This window comes from Legionella nautarum, assembly GCF_001467895.1.
GTDB classification, from domain to species: Bacteria; Pseudomonadota; Gammaproteobacteria; order Legionellales; family Legionellaceae; genus Tatlockia; species Tatlockia nautarum.
Genome location: NZ_LNYO01000021.1, coordinates 56,494 through 83,443, shown reverse-complemented (window position 1 = coordinate 83,443; position 26,950 = coordinate 56,494). Strand labels below are relative to the sequence as shown.

Below are 26,950 nucleotides of genomic sequence, written 5' to 3'. Positions count from 1 at the left end.
GAGAGGCTATATGTAGAATCAGTGCATTGTTATATGTGTGAGTAAATAGTGAGCGATATAAGCCAGGAAACTATTGCGATGGAAAATGAAGTAATATTACTTAGGAATATTTATGATCATATTGACGAAATGGTGAATTTCTCATTGTTTAAGATTCAAGGAATATATACAGAATGCAATATTCTGTTTCATGATAGTAACCAAATGAAATTGTTTTTTATTCTTCTAGTAGATTTCCTCTCAATGACAGATAAAAAAGGGCCAATAAAAACAACTACTTTTCTGAATGGTCTAGCAGATATAAGCATAACCCCACAATTTTCAGTAGATGATTCTGAAAAAGAATTAAAAATCATAGTCATAGAGTTTCAAGAATGGCTCAAAAAGGAAAAAATAATAGATGTTTGGATGCCATCAATTGATCGGAGCGAATCATTGTCTATTTCTAGATTCGATATGATTAAATTGAGTGGCAGTATATCTAAACATAATAATTTACGAGCAGATGGATTGGTGAAAGGTCTACAAAAAATTTTGCAAAATTCAGGCTTTGAAATTAACGAAACAAAAGGTCTTCTTTTACTTCCAGATTTTTATGAAAGATTTCATAATGATATATTGATTTTTTTATCTAGTCACATATGTGAATTTCTGAATAATATCCGTTTGGCAATATATAGTTATTTACTACCACAATTCGATCGAAGTTACTATAAATGTGAAGATGGATTAGCCTACAGGTACCGCATTCCAGATTATATAAGGTCAGATTATGCTAGAGTTTGCTATTGGGAGTTGATGAATAAAGTGCGTAGTAAACCATATATGAAAAAATTTGTTATTTCATCTAACCTTAAAGGTGATTTGTACTAAATTAAATCTCAGATTATTGTATACGTTTCGTGTGTAAAAGGACAAATTAAATTGCCGCTTTCAGCCACATTAAATTGCCTACCGCTCCCCAATTAACAAACATTTTCTGGCAGCCTCAAAAATCTCGGCAGTCAAGATTGTCATGGAAATTCTCTGTATAATCCGACAGGCTTGTTTCAGCAACCTGTTAATTAAATTGAAATTTCCGTTGGTCATTCTAATGACGGCAGCTACAGCTTCCTGATCTGTAAAATTGTCCTCTTCGATAACCAAGCCTAATCTGGAAAATTGGTTGGCTATTGTAAATTCGGCTTCGTTGCAAAAAACATAAAAGCTACAAAAACACAAACTCAGGGCGTAGTTCAGCTAGCACATGATAGAGAAATTGGTGTAGAGTTATTTTTACAGTATAGACAACAGAAGATCTTAAAAGGATGTGCTAAATCTAAACTATTTCAGGGACCCAACATCTAATAGAAACTAAACAATTAATTAGCTATGATCTATAGCTGAACCACATACTCTACAATATTTTCGGAGAAAGTAAGGATACATGCGTAAATATAAGTGGTTTTTACTTACATTTTGTCTTCAAATTACTGGGTGCATAGAATTGCCAGAGGAATCTGCTTTTATATGTAATATTGATATGCCCTATACTAATCCTACTGAAAAGATGAATTTTTTTGTTAAGTTTAATTTTCAGGGTTATAAATACTTATTAGGTTCTGAAGGTGGATGTGAATTTAGAATTTTAGTTGAAAAAAATCAATGGGGTGTAAAAAAGTATGCAAAAGCTAGTTATGATAACGACACTTATGCATGCATAGTGGGGAAATCAGGGGGGATTAATTTTTTAATAGACAGATATACTGGTTACTTAATTGCAAAATTTGGAAGTACTTCATATTATGGTAGTTGTAAAAAATTACCCAAAAAATTGTAGTAAATTGGTTTTTACTAGAATACATACATAAATTACATCTTTAAAAAATTTCTTTCTATTAAATTCTTTAGAGTTATGAATTTCTCGGTTAGACGCTCCGTACGCCACTGCCAGAAACAAATACTCCTTTCTTTCTCAGTTCATTACTGGTGCGTTGCTGGCCATGCGCAGGATACTCTATAGCATATTCCTTTACCGCTATTTCAATAGATTCAACTCGATTCTTGTGATTAGGTTTTCTGCGGGTTTGATCGAATAATGCCTCAACTCCGCCAGACTCTACTGCGGATTTGTAGCGATAAAAAGTATCACGGGATAAACCTATTACTTTACATGCTTTTGATACCATTACCTAATTCTTCTGCCAGGTTCAGCAATCCAACTTTATGTTTAATAATTTTAACGCTATTATCTATCATGAGAGTTTTCCTCTTGGTTTGATTAAAAGTTCGCACTTCTATCAAAACCGGAAACTCTCACCTTTTCAATAGGTTGTGTCAGATTAAGTCAAAACTAATTCAATTTAACCTATTGTTATTATGATTTTTTTTCTCTAAGTGGGTTAGTGGTTCCATTACTCCCTTTGCCCCGAGTCCAATTAAAAAGCAGTACTATCAAAACTTATAGGCCCTTTTGCTTCGATAGGAGTAAGTTTTGAAGGGATAAGAATTGCAATAAAATTGGATTCGCTGACGCTTCAGATTAATCAATCGAGTTTAAAATTTTTTGGCTCTGACCTAGAAACTTTCCGTCGCAGCTTGTGATTAAATTCGGTTCTTTGACGCTCCAACTGACCATGTACATTACCCGACAGTAACATTTCACTTCGCTGGGTGAACTGAACCATACTGAGTTGGGACAGGTTTCGCAGGCAGTTTTTACTTTCGGGCGACGGGCCTCCTCCAAAGCTGTCAATGTGGGACTTATTGTGTTGCTCGATAAGTCTAGTTGATGCTCCTGTCCCTCCTCCATTGAATGCATTAACATTGAGGAGTCTTGTTCCAGTAATTTCATTGCCTCTTCTAGTTCTTGTCCTATTGTTAAATGGTAATTGTCTGTTTTGCTCATTATTATTTTCCTTACTATTTAGACGGGTGATTAAATTCTGATGATGTAGTTCTAGATTGATATCTTCAAAGGTAATGTTCAGTTTAAAAAAGGCAGCTGTTTGTACAATTACTTTTTTAAATAATGCACTGCCTTCAATTCGGATACATCTTCCAAATCGTTCTTGAGCCATTTGAATTGCTACTTTCAGGTCTTCTTTTGATAAAGCTTTTGAGATTTTAAATACCTTTCCATTATCTCGAATAGAACAAGGACCAACACGATAAATTACAGTCCCTTCTTTGGTAATATTATCGATTCGGGAGTTAGGAATTGGGTTTTTATCAGCCTCCCTTGCTCCATTAATGATATTAATTGTTGAAGAACGAGCTCCTCGAAAGCGTAAGACTGATAAGGCTTCCTCATTACCTAATAATGCTTGCTTTTGCAGCCAATCCATCCAAGCGCTTTGCTGATAATTATCAACTAATAATTGACGTTCTTTACTGTATTGTTTTCTGATTTTTTTAATGTCTGATTGAAGAGTTTTGCTGACCAAAGTATAAAGGATTTTTTTATTTGCTCTCTGTCCTCTCATAAATTTAATGGCAGCACGCTTTAACCGACCTTGTTGTTTAGCTTGCTCTATTAATCTATTTTTACGTATTTTTGCAGAAGTTAAAGCTTCTGATAGAGATGTTTTATTATTTTTTTGTTCGATTTGATACCTTGCAAAGAGTTCAGTGGTATTAACTCTACGATTAATAGGTCGTTGTTCATAATGGTGTTGTATGAAACTAGGGCTCTCCTTCCTTTTTAGCGGTTCAAATTCGCCCAGCCGCTTTTCAAGGTTGGATTTTGACAGAGTCCGCGAAATAGAACTGGCTTTAACTGCAAGACCATTACTATTTAAGATAATAAAGCCATTGCCTCGTTCACGAATCTGAAGACCATTCTCTTTTAATAGATTATGAAAGGCTGACCAGTTTTGAGTTTCCTCTAATTGTGATAAACAGTTTCGCTTTATCCAACCTAAGAAACTTTCAATGCCAGCATGATACTCCATATCATCTGAAAGATTCTCTGCTCTTACTTTCTTAGCAGAATGGTTAGTCTGCTGTAATCCATATTCCATTTCTAACTTTTGAGCCATATCGCCTAAAGTTTTATAAGCGCGAAAAGGCTCATACAAGGTATGACGCTTGGGATGAATTTTATTGATCGCTATATGAATATGAAGATTATCCGTATCATAGTGAACGGCACTGATTCTTTGATGCTCAGAAAAACCAAGAGAAGCAACAGCCTGTTCTTCTATTTCTTTAAGTGTTTTGGTAGAAGGATTCTCATTTGGTGCAAATGAAATTAATAGGTGGTAAGTTTTATCCCCTTTGGCTCGTTGATTAAGAGCCTGAGTTGCCATCACCTCATGAATTACCCACTCTTTCTCTGTGTTTTGACAATTTGTAACCCTAATCTGTCCTACTCGTTCCTGTTTCCCTTGTGTGTTGGTAATGTAGTTAACAAGCCCCAAAAAACTGCTTTTCCTAATTGATTTCATTGGAATATGGCGAATAATCATAGCTTTTTCACCACTTCAAGCAGCGCATCCTGTGTACTTCGTATGCGATTTAAAAGGCTAGTTATAGTTCTAAAATTAAAATGTGCCAAACGCTCATCATTAGTCAGCCATAACTTTAGTAGGCCACCTAATCGGCCTAGGTCAGCATTTATTTTGGATAATTCGAGGATATGTTGTTTATCAATGATCCCATGAATCTTAAGCCCAAGTCCTAAGCGACGCAGGTATTCTGCTGTGGTTAATCCAGATGTTGCTGCATTATTTTTGATTTCGATTTCTTCATCGGGAAGGACAGGCACTCTGAGATGTCGCCCGTTTTTTCGTGTTATTTTTTTGTCTGAATCGCTCATAGGGGTTGCCCACACCTTTTAATTAATGAAAGGGGTTTTGTTAGCAATCCTTTAGGAACTAGATAAGTGTTAGCTAAAAGCTTTGTTGAGTCAAGATTTTCCGTTGAGCGCCGAAGGTGCGAATAAGGCAAAGTGAAGTTAGATAAACAGTTTACTGGTTAGCTAACTTCACCTATCTTGCCCTGCTTTTGGAGTTCATTTACTGGCATATCATCAGGTAATTTTATGTAATTTCAAGGTTATTTTGTGAAAAACCAAATTAATTACTGATAATTACCAATTATTACACTAAATTACATATATTTCCCTTTATTGGAATATTAAATTACGCCAAAAGGAAAGAAAGTAATATAAGCTATTGCAGAACTGCGCAATATTTCATACCATCAGACAGAACAATAACCAATTCACGCTATGACATGGGAAACTCCCTCAGCGAACGAATAGCAGCTAAGCAGATGGGAAGAAAAGCCTCTGATAAATCTGTAAATAAAGCCGCTTTTCTCGCATTAAAAAATGATATCGCTTCCGCGCTGGCTGACGGCTGGTCCATAAAGCTTGTGTGGGAAACCTTAGTTGAGGAAGGTAAAATCTCATTTTCATATAAAACTTTTTGTGGCTATGTAGCACGTTTGATTGCTTCTGAAAAAAAGCCATCTCAGCAGGAATACACCAAGGAAGATGAACAGGCTAAAAGTAAAGCAAAAACCGAAATTCGCGGTTTTACTTTTAATCCGAAACCTAATTTGGAGGAACTCTTGTAATGGCAAAAATACATATTACTCTTCAGGGAAAAGGTGGTGTTGGCAAGTCATTTATTTCAGCAACAACTGCACAATATAAACAGCACAAAGGCCAATCCCCACTGTGCATTGACACCGACCCCATCAATTTAACTTTTCATGGCTTTAAAGCCCTCAACGTCGATCATATTCAAGTCATGAGCGGTGATGAAATCAACCCCCGTCTTTTTGATGTCCTCATCGAAAAAATTGCCTCAACAACTCATGATGTAGTCATTGATAATGGTGCCAGCTCTTTTGTACCACTATCTCATTACCTCATCAGTAACCAAGTTCCAACTTTGTTAAAGGAATTAGGCCATGAGATGGTCATTCATACTATCATTACCGGCGGCCAAGCCTTCTTCGACACCATTAATGGCTTTGCTCAGCTGATTAACCAGTTTGCAAATGAAGCACAATTTATCGTCTGGCTCAATCCCTATTGGGGAGCCATAGAGCATGAAGGCAAAACGTTTGAACAACTGAAAGCCTACCGAGATAATAAAGACAAAATATCAGCCTTAATTCAAATCCCCGATCTGAAAAAAGAAACCTACGGACGGGATCTAACCGAGATGTTGCAACAAAAACTGACCTTCGATAAAGTGCTGAGTACGCCAGAGAAAAGTATCATGACTCGCCAACGCTTAAAAATCGTTCGTGATCAATTATTTGGTCAATTAGATAACGCCAGAGTAATCTAATGACTAATGAATTTGATAAAACTATTCAGGAGATCGCCATCAAGCATGGGGTGGTTTTAAGCAAGGACGATCCAATTCTCATCCTTCATACAATGAACGAAAATCTGCTTGCAGAAACCCGACAAGCTCAAGCTTTGATGTTGACTCAGTTTCGAGAGGAAATGGAGAAAATTTCCTCTCAATGGAAGGATGATGCCAAAGAAAAGGCTGAGAAAATCCTTAATGTTGCATTAACAGGGAGTAAGGAGGCTATGGCGAGATTATTGCAAGAATCTACCAGTGAATCTGTTCAAGCTATGAAAAAGGTAATATTGGCAGCACTGACCGAGACCCGTGATTTGACCCTGCAAACACGAAAATTCAGTCGATTTACATTATTATTGTCAACGGCAATGCTGATCGCATCAGGTTTGTTTATGTTGCCTTTCTCCTTCATTTTTGGTTGAAATAGAAAAAAAACAATAGAGCTAACTAGCAGATAATAATCTGCCCTCATTTTAATAAATGTGCAATTATTTTTTAGAACTCGCGATCTAATTAGCCTTGGGACTAAAGAAGCTCTCGCGAGTAAGAAATTACAGGCATTCAATTAGGCAAAACAAGAGGAGCTCTTCAAAAGAGTAAATTTGATAAGGACTTAGACAAAATTAAAGAGCTATTGTCATTAGGTTTACCAAGTAAGAAAAATATCTATTTTTTTGGGGTACAGCAACCATATTAGCCTGAATACTTATATTAAAAAAAGACAGATCCGCTCAGAAGCTCAATAAGTGAAGTTTTACAAGGAGAATTTATGTTTACTGTTGATTGGTCACTAGTTACCGCTATCGCTATGCCTGTGATATCACTTTTTATTGGAGCAGGATTAAATAGTTTTTTTGAAAAACGAGCTAAACTAATTACCTATATAGGGCATGTATCAGGAATTCAATTATCAACTCCCACAGGTCCGCTGATAATTAATACGCATTCCATCGTACTTAGAAATAATGGTAGAAAAACTGCAAACGATATTCATCTTGGTCACTATATTTTACCAGATTTCCAAATACAGCCCGATATCGAATATCAGGTTAATACTTTGCCAGGAGGCCAAAAAGAAATAGTAATTCCAAAATTAGTACCGAAAAAAGAAATTACAATAACATATCTATACTTCCCGCCTAATACGTGGAATCAAATAAATACACATTTAGAGTCAGACGAGGGCCCAATTAAAGTCATAAGAGTATTACCAACGGTACAGCCACCACGCTGGTTAGTCCGAATTTTATGGTTTCTAATAGCCTATGGATTAGTTGCTTTACTTTACACACTCTTGGTTATTTTTCTCACAGCGGCGTCGCACAAAACATAAAAACTTGTCGATTGAATATAGTTTACTGATGAACATAAAATGAGTGCCTCATTGCATTATCAAATGCCTTATGGACGTCTTCCAGCGGAGTTATAGCGCTATATACAGTAACTTTTTCGAGGAAGTGTGAAAAACCTATTTCCAGAATCGAATTTGAAATACTAAAAAAAATTAAATAGCTTTTAATCCTTTTTTAGATACTTGAAGTAATTGAAACAATTTTTATAAAATATTTTTTGAAAGACTGAAAATTGATAGTTTTTTACGGCTTATCGAAATACAAGTTACTTACCTCTTTTAAACTTTTACCAAAAAAACAATCTGGCTTCCAATCCAATAAAGGACGAATATCTTGAGCAATACCATACTCTTCGATTGAATCACGATATTCTGTTTTTTTCGATCCAACACATACTCCAACTACTATTTGCTCCTGAGCATTATATACAATTAAAGGAGAACCACTTAGCCCATAACCAATTGTAAAATTAAGTTCAAATGAGTTCGGATGCTCTTGCCCCTCTAAAGACATGGCTTGATCATCGAGAGATATTAATCGCTGGATATAACCTTTATGTCCTCTTATATTTACCCTAAAGTCGTTAGGTTTTTGCACTAGAGCTGTTACTGGATAACCTAAAGTAATTACTTCCCTCCACAATCCGGCTTCGGCATCTTTAATTCTTAAAGGCGTTTCACATTTATAGTTAGTTATACCGACTGCGATATCATATGGATTTTCGGCTAAGCTATACGAAATAATAGGAACTGCAAAATTATCAGGCGACTTTCCTTCATTACCTTTTACAATTAGTCCTATAAATCCACCATCTCCTTTAAGATTATCTATTGCGTCTTTAATAACGTGCTTAGCTGTCATAAAAAAACCAGTGTCATTAATAAAAAATGCAGTGCCTATTGTTTTCTTTATACGTGCTTCACTTTTGCTGAGTTCAAATTGACATATTGGTATAACATAAGACTGTAGAAACATTCTTACCTTTAATTCTCTAAATTAATCAATGGACAGTAATAAATTTTTAAAAAAGTTTCAATAAAAATTTAAGCCTTTTAACTCTATGATTACATTTAATAAATGTTCGTATAAATGAAATTTAAATTACATAAACAATTTTCTTTTAGGAAATGGTTGACTATCCCCCCAAAATAAGCCCATGACAAAGATGAGAAATCGATTAAAATTAATAGAATGGTGAGCTCAAAATAAAAAGACGTTCTATTGAAGAGCAGATTGGCAATCAAAGAGCACGAGGCCAGAGCCGAGGTAGGAGATATTTGCCGTACTATGTATAACAAACTTTTACCGTCATGAGGACCTTTGAAATTTACTCAAGAAATTGCAGAACCATTCACTTAACTAATTTTTCTAGTAAGTTGGCTAAAAATTCCTTTAAAATATTCTATTGAATTATTTGCACTAGCACTTAACTGTAATAAATAAGCATTTTCATCATCCCACCAAAGAGCATCATGTGGTCCATAACAATCATTAAAACTTGCAATGTATATATTACTAGACACCTTACTACTCTTCGGATTTAGTACAGTTAAATTAAAATTGCTATAGCCACTAAATGAATTCATAGTTGGCAATCGAGAGAGTGCTGGTTTCTTTATTGGAAAAGAGGACTTATTGAAAACTCGAAACCATGCAATTTGGTTTTTCTTTCCATTTAAAGGAAACATTACAAGCTGAATTTCTTCTATTTTATCTTTATTTCCATAAATAATTTCACTGTCAGGAATAAGATCCAAGTTAAAATGTTTTAAAAACTTTAGAGTATGATCTGGTTTGTTTCCTCTAAGGATATTGTGCATTGGCCATCTTATATTCCATATACTTGAAGGTGGTTTATATTCACTATTAATGCAGGCATTTTTCATGCAGTTGCTATACCGTGACCAATAGGACAGTTCAAAAAAATTCTTTTTTAAGATTTCCGTTGATAACGAAATAGGAGAAAAGGATTTACAAAGTTCTAAGAGGTCTTCATCCTGCAGATTGCCTTCGAGGAGGCGAAGTTCAACATTTGTCCCATATGATAGAAAAGTTAACGTTTTTGATTTTGAATAATCATAACCAATCCAACAAACATTTTCTTGATCGAGTACATGAGGTCTTATTTCCCAAACCCAATGATCGTATAAAGCAGCATGATCTAAATTTGATAAAGGCCCAAAATCATATAAAAATTGCTTACATCTTAAAAGAGTGCCTTTGTATCTAACAAAGAAATAATAAGAAGAAAAATGTGCCGAACACCAAGAAGACCATTTTTGAAATTGGTATCTACTTGGTTGTTCATTATACGGAGCATCTTCTGCCCTGAGGATAAAATTATCTAAAGTAACTTCATCAGTATGAGGTACCAAAATAACAAAATTTACTTTTTCTTGAGCTTGTATGGGTGATATCTCGTGCTCTAAATTCATTTTTTTGCTTCCAAGCTACGTTAAGTTTGTAAGTTATTTAGAATTGGTTGGATTCAGCCCCGCCTAAAAGGGGCATCAAATTGAACAATCTTTTTCAGCGTCTTTAGCTGCGTGTATTCTTTCATTACTCATAAAAAAGCCAGTTATCGATGCTCTTACGTGATTTCCTGCAGCATTTTCTACTTTCTTTATGCAATGCAATATATTATTCCTAAAAACAACCAATCTATTAGGTTTTGGTACAATATAATGACCTATTCCATCGCCAATATAGTTATTCAACGCTTTATTAGATAGGTGAAACCCTACTGATTTCTTCTTATCATTAATTAAAGTTACTTCAGGATATTCAAAATCTTGCTGAGGTATAGGATTAATTAATAGTTCGGCGCCCCAATTCATATCCCAAACAGGATGGCAGTAAAAAACATAGGCACCTGAAATTTTGTATTTTCCATCGGTATGCCAAGAAAGCCCTGAGCCTCTTGGGTAAAGATAAGGTCTCGCATAGAAAAAATCCCAATCTTGATCTTTAAGACCGATTAAATGAGAAAACTCTGGAGAATTTGCGATTAGTGCTTGTATGAATAAATCGATTGTTGAAGTAGTAGGGTATATTTGCTCTGTAGTACAAGGTTCGTGCCTAGGATGAGAAATAGTAACATTGCCCCATAAAGGGGCACCGTCCTCGAGACTAAATGCATTTATCCATTTAGAAGTATGAACAAATTTAAAATTTTCAGTTTGAATAAAATTCCAAATTTTTTCAAAGTCTGATGGCTCTAAGAAGTCATCGATTACAGCAAATACATCATTGTTTAAAACTAATTTCATATCAATAATACAAATAGAAACTTTTTATATAACTTGGATTACCAAGGCATATATTCGTCTTTATCTTCCTCAGCATCAATTCTATTAGAATAATATTCGTTCATAACATCTCCTTATTAATTTCCTTGAATAACAGGTCGGATTATAATTTCGTTATTTCACCAAAACAATCCTATTAAGGCATATTTTTTTACACTATGATCCCTATAAAACCACAAATTGCTTATTTATCTCATATTTTGTTTGCATTTGGATCAAATAAATTATTGCTCATTAATTGACAAGTTAATTCATCACCCTATAAAAAGCAGCAGCACAGAAATTTATAATGCCGAACTAGGCCATAAAAGTGTTAAGCATAAAAAAGCACTAGAAATAGAGGCAATGACGATTTTTGAATTGCTTAGAAAATTGGTGGCAACTCTTTTCATCCAGTATTAAAAATAGCAACCCCTCCTACCAGTATTTAACCTAAGCAAATTCCATTATTACAGCTCCCATATATTTTAATTTTTTTGGGCAGGTATTGGGTACTTTCTCAAAAATTTTGGGCATATTTTGGGTGATTTTTGAGCCAACGAGAAACCACAAAAGACAACCTAACTTATGAAGAATCAGGCTTTAACTCATTGATTTACAAGGGTTTATAATGGTCTTTGGTGGTCTTTGATAGTTTGAATAAATGGTGGAGGCGGCGGGAATTGAACCCGCGTCCGCAAATCCTCTGCCTTCAGCTCTACATGCGTAGCCTTGTCTTTTAAGTTAACCGTAGCCCCTCCGACAGGCAGGATGGTTTACGGCGATTCCCTGGATTTAACAGCTTGATGCGGGACGTATCAAGATGCGAGCTTATCTCTTATGACCGTTGATTCGATACCGATAAGCGAGCTCGGTCAACGGGGCGCTGGTTTTATAGCAGCGCACGGTGCGGTTCAGAAAAAAATCTATCACAGCTTACGCAGCGATAGAAACTTCTCCTTCACCTGCAAAGTTTTCTTCGTTTGCATTTATATTTAGTGAGTCTGATTTACGAGAGTTCTCATTCTCGGCATGCACTTCAGGTTTCGCAACCCACGTCGAAGCCAGGTCGCCCCCTTTGTTGTACATTTTTATTATAACACATCTTTATACTGAACAAAATTGTGGTTTGCGGTATTTGTTGGGATTAATTTTCTGAAAATTTCATCATTCTTAGCCCCTCCGTTAAAAATCGAAGGGGTAGAAAAAAACTTTATTTAATCCCGTTATGTCTCAACAAAGCATCAACCTTCGCTGGGCGGCCTCTGAACTGCAAGTAAGCGTCCGCCGCTTTCTTTGAACCGCCAACCTCTAAAATCGAATGTAAGAAATCGTGTCCGGTTTGTGCGTTAAAAATTCCTTCTTCTTCAAACCGGGAAAAAGCATCGCTAGAAAGCACTTCTGCCCATTTATAGCTGTAATAACCTGCCGCATAGCCGCCCGCAAAAATATGTGAAAAGCTATGTTGAAAACGATTATATGGGGCGATTGGAACAACCGTAGTTTGTTTTCTTACCTCATTAAGTATCGTTGTCACTAAACTTGAGCTTTGCGATTTAAACTCTTGATGGATGCGGAAATCAAAGAGGGAAAATTCCAATTGACGCATCATTGCCATAGCAGATTGGAAATTTTTAGCGGCAAGCAACTTTTTAAAAAGCTCCTCAGGTAAGATTTCTCCACTATCAATATGTTGGGTAAGCAATTGGAGCGCATTCTGTTCCCAGCACCAATTTTCGAAAAATTGACTTGGTAACTCAACGGCATCCCATTCAACGCCATTGATCCCAGAAGCATTCAAATAATCGACCTTAGTCAACACATGATGCAGGCAATGACCAAGTTCATGAAATAAGGTTAAAACTTCATCATGGGATAAAGCAGCCATTTTTTTTGCTGACGGCTTCGCAAAATTGCAAGTTAAGGTCGCGATGGGTAACTGGGTATCACCATTAGCTAAGATTCGTCGCCCCTGCAAAGAATCCATCCAAGCCCCGCCTCGTTTGTGTTGGCGAGCAAACAAATCAGCATAAATATAGCCTCGTAATTGTTTATTCTCGTCCAAAATACGATAGCATTTTACATCGGGATGCCAGGTATCAATATCTTTGGTTTCTTCCATATTCATGCCATAGAGTTTGTTGACTATGGTAAATAATCCTTCCATGACTTTATTGAGCGAAAAATAAGGGCGTAATTCTTCTTGAGAAATAGCATATTCTTTTTGGCTTTTTTTCTCAGAAACAAAGGCTAAATCCCAAGGGGCTAATTCCTGTAGATCGTATTCTTTAGCTGCGAATTCCTGCAAAGATTTAAATTCAGTTTCTGCTTGATGATGCCCCCGCTTAGCTAAGTCTTGCAAAAAACCAATAACTTGCGTTGGTGATTCCGCCATTTTAGTCGCTAAGGATAGTTCGGCATAATTAGCAAAACCAAGCAATGCTGCTTTTTCTTGCCGCAGTGTTAACAACTCATCGATTAAGGTTGTATTATCGTATTTTCCTGCACTGGGCCCCTGATCGGAGGCACGTGTGACATAGGCCTTATACATTTCTTCACGCAGGGCTCTATCTTCTGCATAAGTGATTACAGCGAGATAGCAAGGGAACTCAAGATTTAACATCCAACCTGGCAACTCTTTTTCTGCCGCTAATTCACGTGCAGTATGAATAGCATGCTCGGGTAACCCGGCTATGCGTTTTTCATCGGTGATATGCAAACTAAAGGCTTGGCTTGCGTCTAAAACATTATTTTCAAATTGATTCGACAACTGAGATAACTGAGTTTGAATTTCTTCAAAACGGTGTTTCTTCTCAGGCGATAAGGCAACGCCAGACAATTCAAAATCTCGAATACTGTCATCAATAATCTTGCATTGGGTTTCGTTCAAAACTGTTTTATCTAAGGATTTAATCGCATTGTAGAGCGCTTGATTATGTCCAATTGCAGAATCATATGCCGATAATTTGGGTAGGCAAGCCTGATAACAATCTCGTAATTTTTTAGAATTAACTACCGCATGCATATGCGAAAATGGAGACCAAAAGCGTTCAAGCACGTCATCCATATCTTCTAAAGGTCGCATGAGATTATTCCAAGTAAACTGCTTATTCTCTCTAATAATTACTTCTATTTGCGCTAAGTTATCTTGTAAAAGTTTATCGAGATGTTCGACCACATGATCCGTATTAATAGAAGTAAACTGCGGTAGGCTAACTGCTGACATAAATCCTCTCAGTCATAACAAACTCTAAAGAATATCATTGAATTGATGTCTACTCTATAGTGGATTTGTTGTTTGACTTTCTATCGTAGGAAGATCCCAAAGTGGGCCTGCGGTACTGGAGACATGTAGTAGTTTTTTTCGCTGCTTTTCAGCACTTTCATTCGAAGGTTGAAAAAAAGTCAAACCCTTCGTAAATAACGACTGACCTGGTGCATCAATTTTTTCTACATTCTTTTTGGGGGCAAACTCGTTTATCCAATTAGTAGCAATAAAGGAGATTAGAGTAATAGTAATAACCATGATTGCACTAATCAGCGGAATAATTGGCATACTGGCTAGAGCTGGCACAGTGAGGCACATTGCTAAAAACAAGGTGCTCGTGCAAATAATCGCTAATATTAGCCTTTGTTGCTCGGTACTGAAACTCTCTTCCAACTGTCGTTGGTATTCTTCTATTTCTTCAATTTCTGCTTGTGAAGCACCAGAGCTACGTAAATTGTCTGCAATATTAATATATTGTTCACGGATTTCATTCATCCGGCGCATTTCAATGGAAGCACGAAGACTCGCCATTATTATATCAAAGAAAAAGATGGAGATACTGACATACATAGCAACCGGTGCTAGGATGCCAGTTAATACGAAGCAACCCAAGATACCACCAATAAACCAAGCTGTATCGTTACCTAAGAAAAACCATCGACGTTGAAAATGGATTTCGACACGAAACAACCAATCTAAATCCTTTTCCTTTGCCCCCATCCCTACCCATTCAGTAGGATAAAAATGCTTTAGTAATACGAGCAGATTGAACATTAACCTAGGTACATAAAACACCCAAGCCACATAATTTAAGGTCGGTCCAAGGACGATATCTATACCATTTATCATACCAGTCAGATACTTCCAGTCTTTAATAAAAGGAAGTAGTGTGATAAAAACCCGCCGTATGCGGATAGTAAATAAGCGAAGCCAGTTATATTTTGCTGTAGTCTCCCTCACAGATCGAACAAAAGACTCCGTAGGATCATTTTCCAATTTCTCGGTATTAGGAAAATCATAACCACGTAGTCTCAATAAATTTCGATAATGTTTTTGCTCATTCTGGAGGGTTAATACTTCGTAAGGTACATCTAAATAATAATGATAAATATGAGCTAAAAGTTCTGCCATTGCTAAAGCAGCAACCAATTGCTCGGTAAGAATATTTAGCTCGTCCTCAGTAAGATTTGGTTGCTGGGATTTATCCGCAAAGCTATGCGCAAGATGGACGCAGTGCACATTGTATTCGATCTGCAATAATTGATGAATACGCACCAATGGTAAGAAAAAGTCAACAGCTTTTTCCTCTAATCTCTCTCGAAAATCCCACGTCTTTGTCCCTTCTTGACATTGTTCGAGACCACCTGTAAGGGACTGTAATCGCTGTAAAACTGCTGACATACAACCTTAAGTTAGTTGAAACAGAGCAATCATGCCAAAAAATAGTCAAGAAGTAAATTTTTCAAGACTAATTTATCTAAAAAAAAATTATTTGAGCATTATTGCTACAATAAATAGAGAGCTAACTTGCTGATTAATGGCTTCTGAGCGACAATAGTGCCCCTGATGACAGCAGAAGAGAACGATGAGCCTTTCCAATGATTTAGCCAATGCTATCCGCTTTTTAAGTATTGATGCCGTAGAGCAAGCACAATCTGGACATCCGGGCATGCCCCTGGGCATGGCGGAAATTGCGGCTGTACTTTGGAAAAAATTTCTAAAGCACAGCCCTAAAAATCCCAACTGGTTTAATCGGGATCGTTTTGTGTTGTCTAATGGTCATGGTTCAATGCTACTTTATTCTTTATTGCATTTAACAGGTTACAATCTCAACATCGATGAGCTAAAACATTTTCGTCAACTTCACTCCAAAACACCCGGCCATCCAGAATGTACAGACACGCCTGGCGTTGAAACGACAACAGGGCCTCTAGGACAAGGCTTAGCCAATGCCGTAGGTATGGCGATTGCGGAAAAACAATTAGCTACCCATTTTAACCGTCCTAATTTAGAACTCATTAACCATTTTACTTATGTCTTTGCTGGAGATGGTTGCCTCATGGAAGGTATTTCCCATGAAGTAAGTTCTTTAGCCGGCACATTAGGCCTCGGCAAGCTCGTTGTTTTTTACGACGATAATGGAATTTCGATCGATGGTAAGGTAGAGTCTTGGTTTACAGACAATACCGCTTTACGTTTTAAAGCTTATAATTGGCAGGTGATCGGCCCAATTGACGGCCATGATCCGCAATCCATTGAAAAAGCCATTGTACAAGCGCGGCAAGAAAGCACCAAACCTAGTTTGATTATCTGCAAAACAGTGATTGGTTTTGGTTCACCAGTCGCCGGCAGTGAAAAAGCGCATGGCGCTCCTCTTGGTGCAGAGGGTATCGCAAAAGTACGGGAAACCTTTCATTGGCCCCATGAGCCTTTTGTCATTCCTGATGCGATTTATGCCGAATGGAATCATATTGAGCAGGGGCAACAGGATGAAGATCAGTGGCTAGCTCTCTGTGATAATTACCAACAACTCTATCAAAGCGATTATCATGAGTTTTTACGCCGTATTAACCATGACTTACCCGATAACTGGAACTCGTCTTCCGAGCAATTTATCGAACAATGTCGCCACAATGACAAAGCCTTAGCAACTCGTAAAAGTTCGCAGCTTTGCTTACAACAATTTGCTAACCTGCTCCCCGAAATGTTAGGCGGCTCAGCTGATTTAACAGGCTCGAACAACACAGACTGGTCGGGCACAAAGGCCATAAAAGCAACGGATTTTTCGGGTAATTATCTTTTCTACGGCGTACGTGAATTTGGTATGGCAGCTATCATGAACGGCTTAGCCCTCCACGGTGGATTCATCCCCTATGGCGGCACTTTCCTAGTATTCGCAGATTACGCCAGAAATGCTATTCGTTTGTCTGCGCTCATGAAACAGCGAGTTATTTATGTCTTCACTCATGATTCCATCGGTTTAGGTGAAGATGGTCCGACTCATCAACCGATAGAGCATGCGGCAATGTTGCGCATGACTCCCAATATGCAAGTATGGCGACCCGCTGATTTATTTGAAACAGCGATTGCCTGGCAACAAGTCCTCGAACATCATACAGGGCCTTCTTCTTTGTTATTATCAAGACAAAATTTACCTGCCCTCACTCACGCTGCTGATAGTGCAGAATCGATTAAAAAAGGGGGATATATCCTCAGTGATTGTCAAGGACAACCCGAAGCCATTCTCCTAGCAACCGGTTCAGAAGTTCAATTAGCTCTTGCTGCGGCAACGCAGTTGCAAGCAGCGGGGAAAAAGATTCGCGTCGTTTCCATGCCATGTTGTGAGCGTTTCCTAGCTCAAGATAATGCCTACCAAGAGCAAGTTTTACCAAAGGCTGTGCGTAAACGCGTCGCTGTCGAAGCGGCGACTACCGCTTATTGGTACCGTTTTGTTGGTTTAGACGGTGCAGTGATTGGCATTGATCGCTTTGGTGTTTCTGCACCTGCAGCTCAAGCCTATGATTATTTAGGCATTACTGTTGAGAATATAGTCATGACGTTAAAGCGCCTCTTGAATTGTTAAAGAGCCTCTTAAACGCAATTTTAAAAACTGACTCAAGAAGAGTCCTGTAATTTTCGGAGAAGTAGTATGACGATACGAGTCGCAATAAATGGTTACGGTCGCATTGGCCGCTGTGTCTTACGATCCATTTTTGAATACAAGCGCCAAAATCAATTTAACGTGGTTGCCATCAATGATGTATCAGGTATAGAAACCACTGCCCATTTAACTCGCTACGATTCAACACATGGTCGATTTGGCAGTGAGGTCGGCGTTGAGGGAAACAATTTAATTATCGACGGACACCCGATTCGTGTCACTTCTGAGCGTGATCCTTCTTTACTCCCTTGGTCTAGCTTAGATGTTGATATTGTTTTTGAGTGCACAGGACATTTCACTCATCGAGAAGGAGCCATGAAGCATATTCAGGCTGGAGCTAAAAAAGTGTTAATCTCTGCTCCTGGTAAAGATGCTGATGCAACCATTGTGTATGGTGTGAACCATCAAATACTGCAAGCAACAGATGTTATTGTATCTAATGCCTCTTGTACTACCAATTGCTTAGCACCAGTAGTAAAACCACTGCACGACGCATTGGGAATTACTTCCGGCTTATTAAATACCGTGCATGCCTACACCAAAGATCAAATGCTATTAGATGCTAGTCATATCGATCTGCGCCGCGCACGCTCAGCAACACAATCCATTATTCCAACTAAAACAGGGGCTGCACAAGCGGTTGCTCTAGTACTTCCGGAATTGGCTGGCAAGCTTGATGGTTTTGCTATGCGAGTTCCCACACTGAATGTTTCTGTGATTGATCTCACCTTTATTGCCCAACGTGAAACCACGGCAGCCGAAGTTAATGACATCATGCGTAAAGCAAAATCCGAGGTTCTACATATTAATGAAGAGCCCTTAGTCTCTTGTGATTTCAATCATTACCCTGCTTCAGCTATTTTTGATACGGCACTAACCAAAGTGAAGGGCAATTTAGTGAAGGTAGTGGCTTGGTATGACAATGAGTGGGGCTTCTCTAATCGTATGTTAGATACCGCAAACTGTATGATGAATCGTTAAGGACCGTGTAAATGAATTTAATTCACATGAGCGAACTCAGCCTTCGTGGTAAACGAATGTTGATTCGTGAAGATCTAAATGTTCCGATAAAAGATGGCATTATCACCAGCGACCAACGCCTACAAGCCGCTTTACCCACTTTACAAGCTGCGCTTGATGAAGGAGCAGCAGTAATGGTGTTGTCACATTTGGGTCGACCAGAAGAAGGTAAATTTGAAAAACGTTTTTCTTTAAAACCAATCGCTGATTATTTGGAAGCTCATTTGGAGTACCCCGTCCGCTTTGAGACTAATTATTTGAATGGTATCGAGGTCAATCCAGGTGAATTAGTCATTTGTGAAAATGTAAGATTCAATCCTGGTGAGAAAGAGAATGATGACGACCTGGCAAAAAAACTTGCAAGTCTCTGCGATATTTTTGTCATGGATGCCTTTGGCACAGCACATCGCGCCCAAGCTTCTACCTGTGGCGTGGCAAAATATGCACCGGTCGCTGCAGCAGGCCCACTCTTAGTTCGCGAGTTAGAAGCCTTACAACATGTGCTTAAAGAACCTGCAAAACCGATTGTGGCTATTGTAGGCGGCGCGAAAGTCTCATCCAAATTGACTTTACTGAAGCAATTAGTAGGACGAGTTGATTATTTAATCCCTGGCGGCGGTATTGCTAATACTTTTCTTCGCGCTCAAGGCTATGAAATTGGCGTATCACTTTGTGAAGAAAACTTACTGGATGACGCTCGCGAAATCTTAGCTTTAGCTAAAGAAAGTGGTTGTCAAATCCCGCTACCTTCTGATGTCGTTGTTGGAAAAACTTTTTCAGACAGTTGCCCTGCATTCAATAAAACACTCAGCAATGTAGCTAGTGACGACATGATTATGGACATAGGGCCAGAAACAGTAAGTCGCTATGTCGATTTGGTTAACGAAGCCAATACAATTATTTGGAATGGCCCCGTCGGTGTTTTTGAATTCCCACAATTTGCTTATGGCACCAGAGCATTAGCGATAGCCATAGCTGATAGTGATGCCTTTTCTATTGCTGGCGGTGGAGATACACTTGCTGCGGTAGACCTCTATGATCTAAACCAGCAAATTTCTTATATATCCACAGGAGGAGGCGCTTTTCTCGAATTTCTAGAAGGTAAAACCTTACCTGCTGTAGCGATTTTGGAAGAGCGTGCTGCCAATGCGTCGGCACACTAAAATAATTGCAGCACTAGGGCACCGCCTGCAGGCAGCCAGCAACGCTTCGAGAGATGCTGGCTGCCAGTGTGGAATTGTTTCTTTAACCGATTTCAACCGTTACTGCCGCAACTTGTCGTGCTACTACTACAGCTAAAGGTAGCAGGGCAGGGTAGAAAGACTCCAGGTGCAACTGTGCCTTGATTGAAGGTTTGGGAGCCTTGAGAACAGGTAGCGAGAATGCCGCCACCTGAGCACCTGCAGGTAATATTACTACTTAATATGCATTGCCCATTTACCGTTATAAGAGATACGGCAGGCGGGGAGCTGGAAGATTTACAGTTACCACATCCGGCTAGCTGCATTACGCTGGCTGAGAGGATAACGACTAACGTAAATTTTTGCACCATTCTTGATTTATTCAACCTCAACATCCCTCGTACTCCTTTCCTAAAATCGTTTGTTTTTAGACAAAAATGGTGTTTATATCTAAATTCATTATCTTTGTATAGCGTTTTCTGGAACTCTTTATTATGGATAAATTAACTCCTAGTTATACCTAATCAAAGATTAATCGATAATTTAAAGAAATAAAGTGGTATCAGGTCGGAGCGCCCGCTCCCTTGATATCTCACCGTCTCCTTTCTTCCGAAAAGCATGTGAATTCTTGTCATTCAACAGCGATAATGATGACAAACCTGAGGGCTCGCCCTGTTCGTTGAGATGAGAGTTGCCTGTATTTAACTCAAGCTTTTTCATGTTGACTGCGATGGTGTAATGATCAACATAGTGCGTAAATCGATTGAGTAGGCAGGTTTGTTGTGAACTGCTGAAGGGGGCTTCGGAGGGTAGTTGAGTGGAAAAATAATTTTTATTGGTTAAATAATTAAGCCAAATATTTTTGATGCTAATATACATAAAAGGTAAGATTTTGATAATTTGGCTTTGCTGTTGCAGTACATCATTGGCAATCTTAGTAAAAATTTCCCCCCTGCATAATCTATCAAATACGATAGGCCATAATAAGGTTGCAAATAATAAGGGGTAGCTAATGGGTTCAGTTTGATAAAAAAGAACAGTTGCCTCTAAAAATAAATTCTTTAATACCGGATAATAACTTAAAGTTTCATGACTTAGGTATAAGGTGAGATCAGGAAACATAATATCAACGAGGCCAAATTTTATCAGGTCATTAAATAGTTGTTGTGAATGTCCGTTATAAAAAACTTTATGACATTGATGTAATAAGCGACCTGGAGAGACAAAAAGTAAATGAGCTTTACATTGTTCAATAGCTGGCAAAATATTTTCATCTAATTGAAACCCGAGGCGATAACTAAGCTCAAGAACGCGTAAAATAATAATCGGATCGTGGCTAAATCGTTCTACTGGGTCACCTATAATGCGGATAATTTTTGATTTAAGGTCTAACTCTGTCTCAGCAATATAACTAAAAACCTCCTCCATACGCGGATCATAATAAATACAATTAATCGTCACATCACGATTAAAGGTATCGGGATAAGGATGACGCGCGTAATTTTTATTAAGGATTACAGTAGGATTATCAGGATGATATTTAAAAGTGTCAGTCGATTCTCTCGGCTTTTGATCACGAAAAGTAGCAACTTCAATCACTTCACCGGTTGTAAGTGTAACTAAAACGATGGGATAAATGTTGCCCACAATTTTACAAGTATAATTTTTCTGTGTGAGTTGGGAAACCAGTTCATCAGGGGTTAACGCTGTCACGATATCATATTCTCGTGGTTGATGCTGCAATAATAAATTTCTGACAGCACCACCAACAATATAACTATCTGGAATGTCACGCATCAAAGCTAATATTTTCTCATCAATGGGTAATTTTATTTTAATTTTATAGCACGGTTGTATATCGTATGCTTGAGGAGATAGCTGAGTTGCTGCGGGTTTGCCAGCCATGTCCTCTTTCACCACTGCCCCATCATCATACTTCGTATTAGTTATAACTTTGATTTCTTTTTCTGATGAAATATTTTTTTCTAATAATTTATCAAGTGCAAGGTTTGCAAATGCCAAATAGGGAGAGAGGGAATCATAAACTTCAGAGTCTCGAAAAGTATCACCATAACGAATCATTTGTTCATAGATTGTGATAGCTTGCTCTTTATTATCACTTAACTCGGGTTGATATTTGAACCAAACCTCATAGCATTCAGCCATGCTTGATAATGACTGTACTTCATCCAGGATGTCGCCATTTTTCTTAGAAATTTGTAATGCTTGTTTATAAAGCGCTAGCGCTTCAGTAAATTTCGCTGACTGTAATAATTGATAAGCATGACTCAGAAGTTGACGCGGCTCTACAACCTCCGTTTGCACTTCAACTTTAGGCTGTGAGGTGCTTTTTTTTCGAGGCTTAGTTTGAACTGGCTTAGTAGGTTTGTCTGAACAAATTGGCTTAGCAAGTTTTACAGTTTTAATTATCCTATTTAAATTATTTTTCCTCTTTTCAAGTTCACGTAGTGAGCTTTGAAATTTATCCTCCGCAATTAATTGATTTTTTTTTGATTCAATTAGCTGCTTTTCATGATTAAGAGCATGTATAAAAGTGGAATATAATAATTTATCAGATAAGGTTGATAGCGCTTCGCAGCATTTGGATAGCTCATCAATACCTCTATCAAATATAAGGACAGATTCTTGGCTGACATCATTCAATGAGGTTATATCAGCACGAACCATTTTTAACAGCCTCGTTGTCTCCGAAATATTCTGTAGGATACATATACATGCTACACGATCATTGTCGCTTAAAGATTCCTGCATTTTAATTTTACTATTGACATCAATCTCACATTTTTCCCAATTAGTTTTATCATATTGTCCTCTTGCATCCATTCTATTTATAGAAACGACATATTGCATTTGAACTCTTATCCAAAAATATTTCATTATTTCTAAAGCCAATGTATGTTGGGGAGATTGGCTACCCATGCTCTGTAGTAAATTTTTTTTTATTACAAATAATGTTGCTTTATGGATAAGCTTATAAAGCTGCATTAATTTGGTTGAATCATGATGGGCAATAGACTCTTGCCTATCCATTCTATCTTTTATCCCTTGATAAAGCTCAGTTGCCTTTTCCATATCTCCAAAATAGATATAACCTATGGTGGTCTGTATGGCATCTGCTTCATGTGGTTTTGTTCGGTATTGTTTGATGTGTTCAAATTTCCGTGCAAGATAGGCGGGGGACGAAGTAAGTCTAATGTCAAATTTTGGTGGCGACGTATCATTTAGTAAACTTAAAGAGTTGTCGCTAGGATTTTCCTCACCATATGTCATTGGACAAATAAGAATAAGCTCATCTTCAACCTGTGCTTTAGAAGTCCTAGTCTTTTTCTTTTTATAACGTAGTCTCATTTAAAACCTTAATCTAATAAGTCAATGATTTTTCATTATAAATGTTGCACAGTAATATTGACATCCAGTTTATTTTTTCTTACCGCAGCCAGGATATTATTCCACAACCGCGTCCGAAATACCCGGGTTCTCTAAGCTTAAGATTCCAGTATTAAAATCATAAGCAAACAATTCGGCATAACGTCCCCAGTCAATCATCGTACGCAGCACTCGCTCCGCTTCTTTTTCACTTAAATAATCTTCGAGTTTAGATAAAAATCGTTCTTCAGAAACACGATGCCCCACCTTCTCATCCAAGACGCGGCGAATATAACGTGCCAACGGCACTTTTTCCAAAAGTCGCCTGGCGAATAATTGCTTACGTGCTTGTAAATCGGCCTCTGAGAATTGTTTTCCTAATTCACTGAGTTGAATATCCCCGTCGGATACTTTTGCAAACCCTAAAATCTCCAGGGTTTCTAAGATGGGGAATAAATCATCGATATTCATCATCAATTCATCAGCAAGTTCTGGAAGATCAATCCGCTCTTTGAATGATTTCATTGTCTCAATCAAGCCCGATAACTCCGAAGGTTCTACATCAGGTAAACGATAACCTAAGCCAATTTGGCGCTCACGTTGCGCACCTTTCGCTTTTTCCTTAGGCCCAGTCGTCATTAGGGTATAAATTTTATCAACTAGGGCACGAAATTCCGGTGTTTCTGGGTCGCGAGGTTGTTCTAGGCCAACTTGTAATTCCGCACGAATATAGCCGGGATCAGAGCCAAAAATAATGATACGATCGGCAAGGGTCGCTGCTTCCTCAATATTATGAGTAACTAATAAGATACCATTCGTGTTGGTTTTCTTTTCTTGCCATAATTTCAGCATATCTGATTTTAAGTTTTCAGCTGTTAATACGTCGAGAGCAGAAAAAGGTTCATCCATGAGCAACACATCTGGATTAATCACCAAAGCCCGAGCAAATCCTACCCGTTGGCGCATTCCACCGGATAACTCTTTGGGAAAAGCGGACTCAAAGCCATCAAGACCAATAGTATCAATTGCTTCAATTGCACGGTGCCGTCTTTCTTCGCGTCCGACACCTTGAGCTTCTAAACCTAACTCCACATTTTCGAGTACGGTCAACCAGGGCATTAGTGCGAAGGATTGAAATACCATTGCTATACCCGGTACGGGTCCCGTCACGGGTTGTCCACGATAAGTCACTTTTCCTGCAGTGGGCGGAACAAGCCCTGCAATAATCCGTAAAAGAGTGGATTTGCCCGAACCGGACTTACCCAGTAAGGCAACGATTTCACCTTCTTGTAAGCGAAAATTAACATCTTCGAGCACTAACAAATCTTGAGCGGATGCTTTTTTAAAGGATTTGCGGCAATTTTCGATGGCAATAATAGTTTCTGACATAGCATCCTCAATTGAAATGGAATCGCTCTTCCGCCAGTCGATAAAGCGGACGCCAAATTAAATGATTAAATGCCAGTACATAAGTACACATCATCGCAGTACCTAAGGCTATTTTTGGAAAATCACCTGCTATGGTGCTCGCATGAATATACTCACCCAAGCCCGTCGCTTCCAAAGTAGTGTTTCCCCAACTAACCCACTCAGCCACAATACTAGCGTTCCATGCTCCACCGGCAGCAGTAATGGCTCCTGTAATATAAAAAGGGAAGATTCCCGGCAAAGCTAAGCGCTTCCACCATTGCCAGCCTTTGACACCGAAATTATCCGCTGCCAAATAAAGGTCGCGAGGGATGGTTGAAGCTCCGGCAATCACATTAAATAAAATATACCACTGGGTTCCCAAAATCATCAGTGGAGTAACCCAGATCTCAACACTGAGATGAAATTGTACAATAGCTATTACAAACAAAGGATAGAATAAATTAGCAGGGAAAGCGGCAACGAATTGAATAATCGGTTGAATTTTCTGTGCCAATCGGGGTCTTAATCCAATCCAAACACCGACAGGAATCCAAAGCAAAGAACTAAAAATAATTAAGACAATAACCCGTGTACCTGTCGCTGCGCCAAGAAGAAAAACATGTAACACTTCCTTCAACTTCAGTTCAGTCAAAATAAAATTCATGAGCAGCCAGCCACCGCCAAAAATGGCGAGAAGCACAATCGTATTCCAAATCCAATCGAGATGTTTTTGGCGGCGTAAATCCATTTCTTTCGCGACTTTAATTCCTCGATGAGATAACCAACGAGCATTCACAAAATTATCTTTAACAACTGCCGCTACTCTGCCAAAACGTTTGGTTAATCGACTCCCGCGAATTAAATCAATTAGCCAGGATTGATATTCTTCCTCGTCCGGCGAAGGTTCCATTTTAAATTTTTCTGACCAGGCAATCAGTGGCCGAAACAAAATCTGATCGTATAGAAAAATAACGATAACCATGGTCAAAATGGCATAGCCCACTGCATGCAAATCTCGCTGCTCAATCGCTAGGGCAATATAAGAACCTACTCCCGGCAAGAGAATGTCCTGGTGAGAAACGGAGATAGCCTCGGATAAGACGACGAAAAACCAACTGGCTGACATCGACATCATCAAATTCCACAGTAAACTCGACATTGAAAAGGGAACTTCAACCTTCCAAAATCGCTGCCAAGCAGACAATTGAAACATTGCCGATGCTTCTTTTAAATCCTCGGGCAAGGTTTTTAAAGCTTGATAGAATCCAAAGGTAATATTCCATACCTGAGCAGTAAAAATAGCAAAAATAGAGGCGCATTCAGGCCCCAATAAACTACCAGGGAATAAGCGGATGAATCCGGTTACGGTAATCGATAAAAAACTCAGAACGGGGACGGATTGTAAAATATCAATCGCAGGAATAATGACCTGCTCAGCACGGCGATTCTTCGCAGCCAGCGCGCCTACAGCAAAGGTAAACAGCAAGGATATACCCAGGGCAATGAACATCCTTAATACAGTGCGCAGGGCATAGAAAGGCAGTTTACTGGGGTCTAAAGAAATAACTAACGGCTCTCCTAATTGATAAGGACTCGCCATTTGTTTTCCCGCCCAACCTAGAAAAAACAAAACAAAAAAAATCAGTATCAGTAATAAAATATCCCAACGATTGATATAACGACTTACATTTTCACGGTTGGCAAAGTAAAAACGACTGTTGCGCACAATGCCCCCCTATTTTTTAACTGGTTACGTCGATGGAAAATTTGGATGGGCCTCTGCTTAAATAAGTATTTAGACCGCTAAACCCAAGATCGCCTAAAATAACATAAATTATTTGGCCTGTCGCCGATTGAATCTGAGTTTTCATCGCATCAATCCGTTTTAACCGAGAGGGAATAAAATTAACCAATAAAATTGAACTTTTTTTGACCATCAGTGTCTAATGATATGAGCATAATTTATAATGCTCTGCTCCGCGCTCCCCTCTTTACGCGGAGTAGTGTCATTACTAATTAAAGTAGGACACACTAACTTCCCCGGTTTAGCCGGGGTTTTTTTCACCTTGAAAA

General features: G+C 38.3%; 19 protein-coding genes, 1 other RNA gene and 1 pseudogene. 9 read left to right on the top strand and 12 right to left on the bottom strand.

Annotation, left to right across the window (positions count from 1 at the left end):
* Positions 1-48 precede the first annotated feature (48 nt).
* Positions 49-873 (top strand): hypothetical protein, encoded by an 825-nt coding sequence (locus Lnau_RS16170; RefSeq protein WP_133134927.1) that lies wholly within the window; start codon positions 49-51, stop codon positions 871-873.
* A 553-nt stretch (positions 874-1,426) separates the two neighbouring features.
* Positions 1,427-1,819 (top strand): hypothetical protein, encoded by a 393-nt coding sequence (locus Lnau_RS10715; protein ID WP_058505147.1) that lies wholly within the window; start codon positions 1,427-1,429, stop codon positions 1,817-1,819.
* Between the two features lie 91 nt (positions 1,820-1,910).
* Here Lnau_RS10715 and Lnau_RS10710 read toward each other — a convergent pair.
* The 3 genes and pseudogenes from Lnau_RS10710 to traJ all read right to left on the bottom strand — a co-directional run.
* Positions 1,911-2,238 (bottom strand): annotated as a pseudogene (locus Lnau_RS10710) (helix-turn-helix domain-containing protein); the annotation flags it as partial.
* Between the two features lie 287 nt (positions 2,239-2,525).
* The gene (traI, locus tag Lnau_RS10705; protein WP_058505146.1) at positions 2,526-4,448 is read right to left on the bottom strand and encodes a TraI/MobA(P) family conjugative relaxase; all 1,923 of its coding nucleotides are present in this window, start codon (positions 4,446-4,448) and stop codon (positions 2,526-2,528) included.
* The gene (traJ, locus tag Lnau_RS10700) at positions 4,445-4,798 is read right to left on the bottom strand and encodes a conjugal transfer transcriptional regulator TraJ (RefSeq protein WP_058505157.1); all 354 of its coding nucleotides are present in this window, start codon (positions 4,796-4,798) and stop codon (positions 4,445-4,447) included. The genes traI and traJ overlap by 4 nt, the downstream gene beginning before the upstream one ends.
* 419 nt (positions 4,799-5,217) lie before the next feature.
* Between traJ and Lnau_RS10695 the strand changes: the two genes are divergently transcribed.
* The 4 genes from Lnau_RS10695 to Lnau_RS10680 all read left to right on the top strand — a co-directional run bounded on the left by Lnau_RS10695 (position 5,218) and on the right by Lnau_RS10680 (position 7,644).
* On the top strand, positions 5,218-5,562 hold the full coding sequence (locus Lnau_RS10695) for a TraK family protein (RefSeq protein ID WP_058505145.1): 345 nt from the start codon (positions 5,218-5,220) through the stop codon (positions 5,560-5,562).
* The gene (locus tag Lnau_RS10690; protein WP_058505144.1) at positions 5,562-6,287 is read left to right on the top strand and encodes a nucleotide-binding protein; all 726 of its coding nucleotides are present in this window, start codon (positions 5,562-5,564) and stop codon (positions 6,285-6,287) included. The genes Lnau_RS10695 and Lnau_RS10690 overlap by 1 nt, the downstream gene beginning before the upstream one ends.
* Positions 6,287-6,733 carry a conjugal transfer protein TraM gene (locus tag Lnau_RS10685; RefSeq protein ID WP_058505143.1) on the top strand — a complete coding sequence of 149 codons (447 nt, stop codon included), beginning with the start codon at positions 6,287-6,289 and terminating at the stop codon, positions 6,731-6,733. The genes Lnau_RS10690 and Lnau_RS10685 overlap by 1 nt, the downstream gene beginning before the upstream one ends.
* A 347-nt stretch (positions 6,734-7,080) precedes the next feature.
* Entirely contained in the window at positions 7,081-7,644 is a 564-nt protein-coding gene (locus Lnau_RS10680) for a hypothetical protein (protein WP_058505142.1), read from the top strand.
* A gap of 262 nt (positions 7,645-7,906) precedes the next feature.
* Here the strand turns inward: Lnau_RS10680 and Lnau_RS10675 are convergent, their stop codons facing one another.
* The 6 genes from Lnau_RS10675 to Lnau_RS10650 all read right to left on the bottom strand — a co-directional run bounded on the left by Lnau_RS10675 (position 7,907) and on the right by Lnau_RS10650 (position 15,619).
* Positions 7,907-8,638 (bottom strand): S1 family peptidase, encoded by a 732-nt coding sequence (locus Lnau_RS10675; RefSeq protein WP_058505141.1) that lies wholly within the window; start codon positions 8,636-8,638, stop codon positions 7,907-7,909.
* Between the two features lie 380 nt (positions 8,639-9,018).
* Positions 9,019-10,098 carry a hypothetical protein gene (locus tag Lnau_RS10670; RefSeq protein ID WP_058505140.1) on the bottom strand — a complete coding sequence of 360 codons (1,080 nt, stop codon included), beginning with the start codon at positions 10,096-10,098 and terminating at the stop codon, positions 9,019-9,021.
* 75 nt (positions 10,099-10,173) lie between these two features.
* Positions 10,174-10,932 (bottom strand): 2OG-Fe(II) oxygenase, encoded by a 759-nt coding sequence (locus Lnau_RS10665; RefSeq protein WP_058505139.1) that lies wholly within the window; start codon positions 10,930-10,932, stop codon positions 10,174-10,176.
* A gap of 683 nt (positions 10,933-11,615) precedes the next feature.
* Positions 11,616-12,027: a transfer-messenger RNA gene (ssrA, locus tag Lnau_RS16000) on the bottom strand.
* A 136-nt stretch (positions 12,028-12,163) separates the two neighbouring features.
* Positions 12,164-14,176, bottom strand: a complete 2,013-nt coding sequence (locus Lnau_RS10655) for a M3 family metallopeptidase (RefSeq protein WP_058505137.1) — start codon at positions 14,174-14,176, stop codon at positions 12,164-12,166.
* Positions 14,177-14,230: 54 nt separating this feature from the next.
* A complete protein-coding gene (locus Lnau_RS10650) occupies positions 14,231-15,619 on the bottom strand; it encodes a hypothetical protein (protein WP_058505136.1) in 1,389 nt (462 codons plus the stop codon).
* Between the two features lie 184 nt (positions 15,620-15,803).
* Between Lnau_RS10650 and tkt the strand changes: the two genes are divergently transcribed.
* The 3 genes from tkt to Lnau_RS10635 all read left to right on the top strand — a co-directional run bounded on the left by tkt (position 15,804) and on the right by Lnau_RS10635 (position 20,062).
* Positions 15,804-17,801, top strand: coding sequence for a transketolase (gene tkt / locus Lnau_RS10645; protein WP_058505135.1), 1,998 nt, complete (start codon positions 15,804-15,806; stop codon positions 17,799-17,801).
* Between the two features lie 66 nt (positions 17,802-17,867).
* Complete coding sequence (gap, locus tag Lnau_RS10640; RefSeq protein WP_058505134.1) at positions 17,868-18,860, top strand: type I glyceraldehyde-3-phosphate dehydrogenase; 993 nt, start codon at positions 17,868-17,870, stop codon at positions 18,858-18,860.
* A gap of 11 nt (positions 18,861-18,871) precedes the next feature.
* A complete protein-coding gene (locus Lnau_RS10635) occupies positions 18,872-20,062 on the top strand; it encodes a phosphoglycerate kinase (protein WP_058505133.1) in 1,191 nt (396 codons plus the stop codon).
* A gap of 561 nt (positions 20,063-20,623) precedes the next feature.
* Here Lnau_RS10635 and Lnau_RS10630 read toward each other — a convergent pair.
* From Lnau_RS10630 to Lnau_RS10620, 3 genes are all read right to left on the bottom strand, one after another.
* The gene (locus tag Lnau_RS10630; protein WP_058505132.1) at positions 20,624-23,449 is read right to left on the bottom strand and encodes a tRNA nucleotidyltransferase/poly(A) polymerase-related protein; all 2,826 of its coding nucleotides are present in this window, start codon (positions 23,447-23,449) and stop codon (positions 20,624-20,626) included.
* Between the two features lie 96 nt (positions 23,450-23,545).
* Entirely contained in the window at positions 23,546-24,856 is a 1,311-nt protein-coding gene (locus Lnau_RS10625; protein ID WP_058505131.1) for an ABC transporter ATP-binding protein, read from the bottom strand.
* A 7-nt stretch (positions 24,857-24,863) separates the two neighbouring features.
* Complete coding sequence (locus Lnau_RS10620; RefSeq protein ID WP_058505130.1) at positions 24,864-26,603, bottom strand: ABC transporter permease; 1,740 nt, start codon at positions 26,601-26,603, stop codon at positions 24,864-24,866.
* Between the last annotated feature and the right edge of the window lie 347 nt (positions 26,604-26,950).

What these genes read in the sequence shown, in the direction of transcription:
- Lnau_RS10650 (WP_058505136.1), bottom strand. Translation starts at nt 15,619, where the DNA reads ATGTCAGCAGTTTTACAGCGATTACAGTCCCTTACAGGTGGTCTCGAA.
- Lnau_RS10655 (WP_058505137.1), bottom strand. Translation starts at nt 14,176, where the DNA reads ATGTCAGCAGTTAGCCTACCGCAGTTTACTTCTATTAATACGGATCAT.
- Lnau_RS10675 (WP_058505141.1), bottom strand. Translation starts at nt 8,638, where the DNA reads ATGTTTCTACAGTCTTATGTTATACCAATATGTCAATTTGAACTCAGC.
- Lnau_RS10670 (WP_058505140.1), bottom strand. Translation starts at nt 10,098, where the DNA reads ATGAATTTAGAGCACGAGATATCACCCATACAAGCTCAAGAAAAAGTA.
- Lnau_RS10625 (WP_058505131.1), bottom strand. Translation starts at nt 24,856, where the DNA reads ATGTCAGAAACTATTATTGCCATCGAAAATTGCCGCAAATCCTTTAAA.
- traJ (WP_058505157.1), bottom strand. Translation starts at nt 4,798, where the DNA reads ATGAGCGATTCAGACAAAAAAATAACACGAAAAAACGGGCGACATCTC.
- traI (WP_058505146.1), bottom strand. Translation starts at nt 4,448, where the DNA reads ATGATTATTCGCCATATTCCAATGAAATCAATTAGGAAAAGCAGTTTT.
- Lnau_RS10715 (WP_058505147.1), top strand. Translation starts at nt 1,427, where the DNA reads ATGCGTAAATATAAGTGGTTTTTACTTACATTTTGTCTTCAAATTACT.
- Lnau_RS10630 (WP_058505132.1), bottom strand. Translation starts at nt 23,449, where the DNA reads ATGAGACTACGTTATAAAAAGAAAAAGACTAGGACTTCTAAAGCACAG.
- Lnau_RS10690 (WP_058505144.1), top strand. Translation starts at nt 5,562, where the DNA reads ATGGCAAAAATACATATTACTCTTCAGGGAAAAGGTGGTGTTGGCAAG.
- Lnau_RS10680 (WP_058505142.1), top strand. Translation starts at nt 7,081, where the DNA reads ATGTTTACTGTTGATTGGTCACTAGTTACCGCTATCGCTATGCCTGTG.
- Lnau_RS10695 (WP_058505145.1), top strand. Translation starts at nt 5,218, where the DNA reads ATGGGAAACTCCCTCAGCGAACGAATAGCAGCTAAGCAGATGGGAAGA.
- gap (WP_058505134.1), top strand. Translation starts at nt 17,868, where the DNA reads ATGACGATACGAGTCGCAATAAATGGTTACGGTCGCATTGGCCGCTGT.
- Lnau_RS10665 (WP_058505139.1), bottom strand. Translation starts at nt 10,932, where the DNA reads ATGAAATTAGTTTTAAACAATGATGTATTTGCTGTAATCGATGACTTC.
- Lnau_RS10685 (WP_058505143.1), top strand. Translation starts at nt 6,287, where the DNA reads ATGACTAATGAATTTGATAAAACTATTCAGGAGATCGCCATCAAGCAT.
- Lnau_RS10635 (WP_058505133.1), top strand. Translation starts at nt 18,872, where the DNA reads ATGAATTTAATTCACATGAGCGAACTCAGCCTTCGTGGTAAACGAATG.
- tkt (WP_058505135.1), top strand. Translation starts at nt 15,804, where the DNA reads ATGAGCCTTTCCAATGATTTAGCCAATGCTATCCGCTTTTTAAGTATT.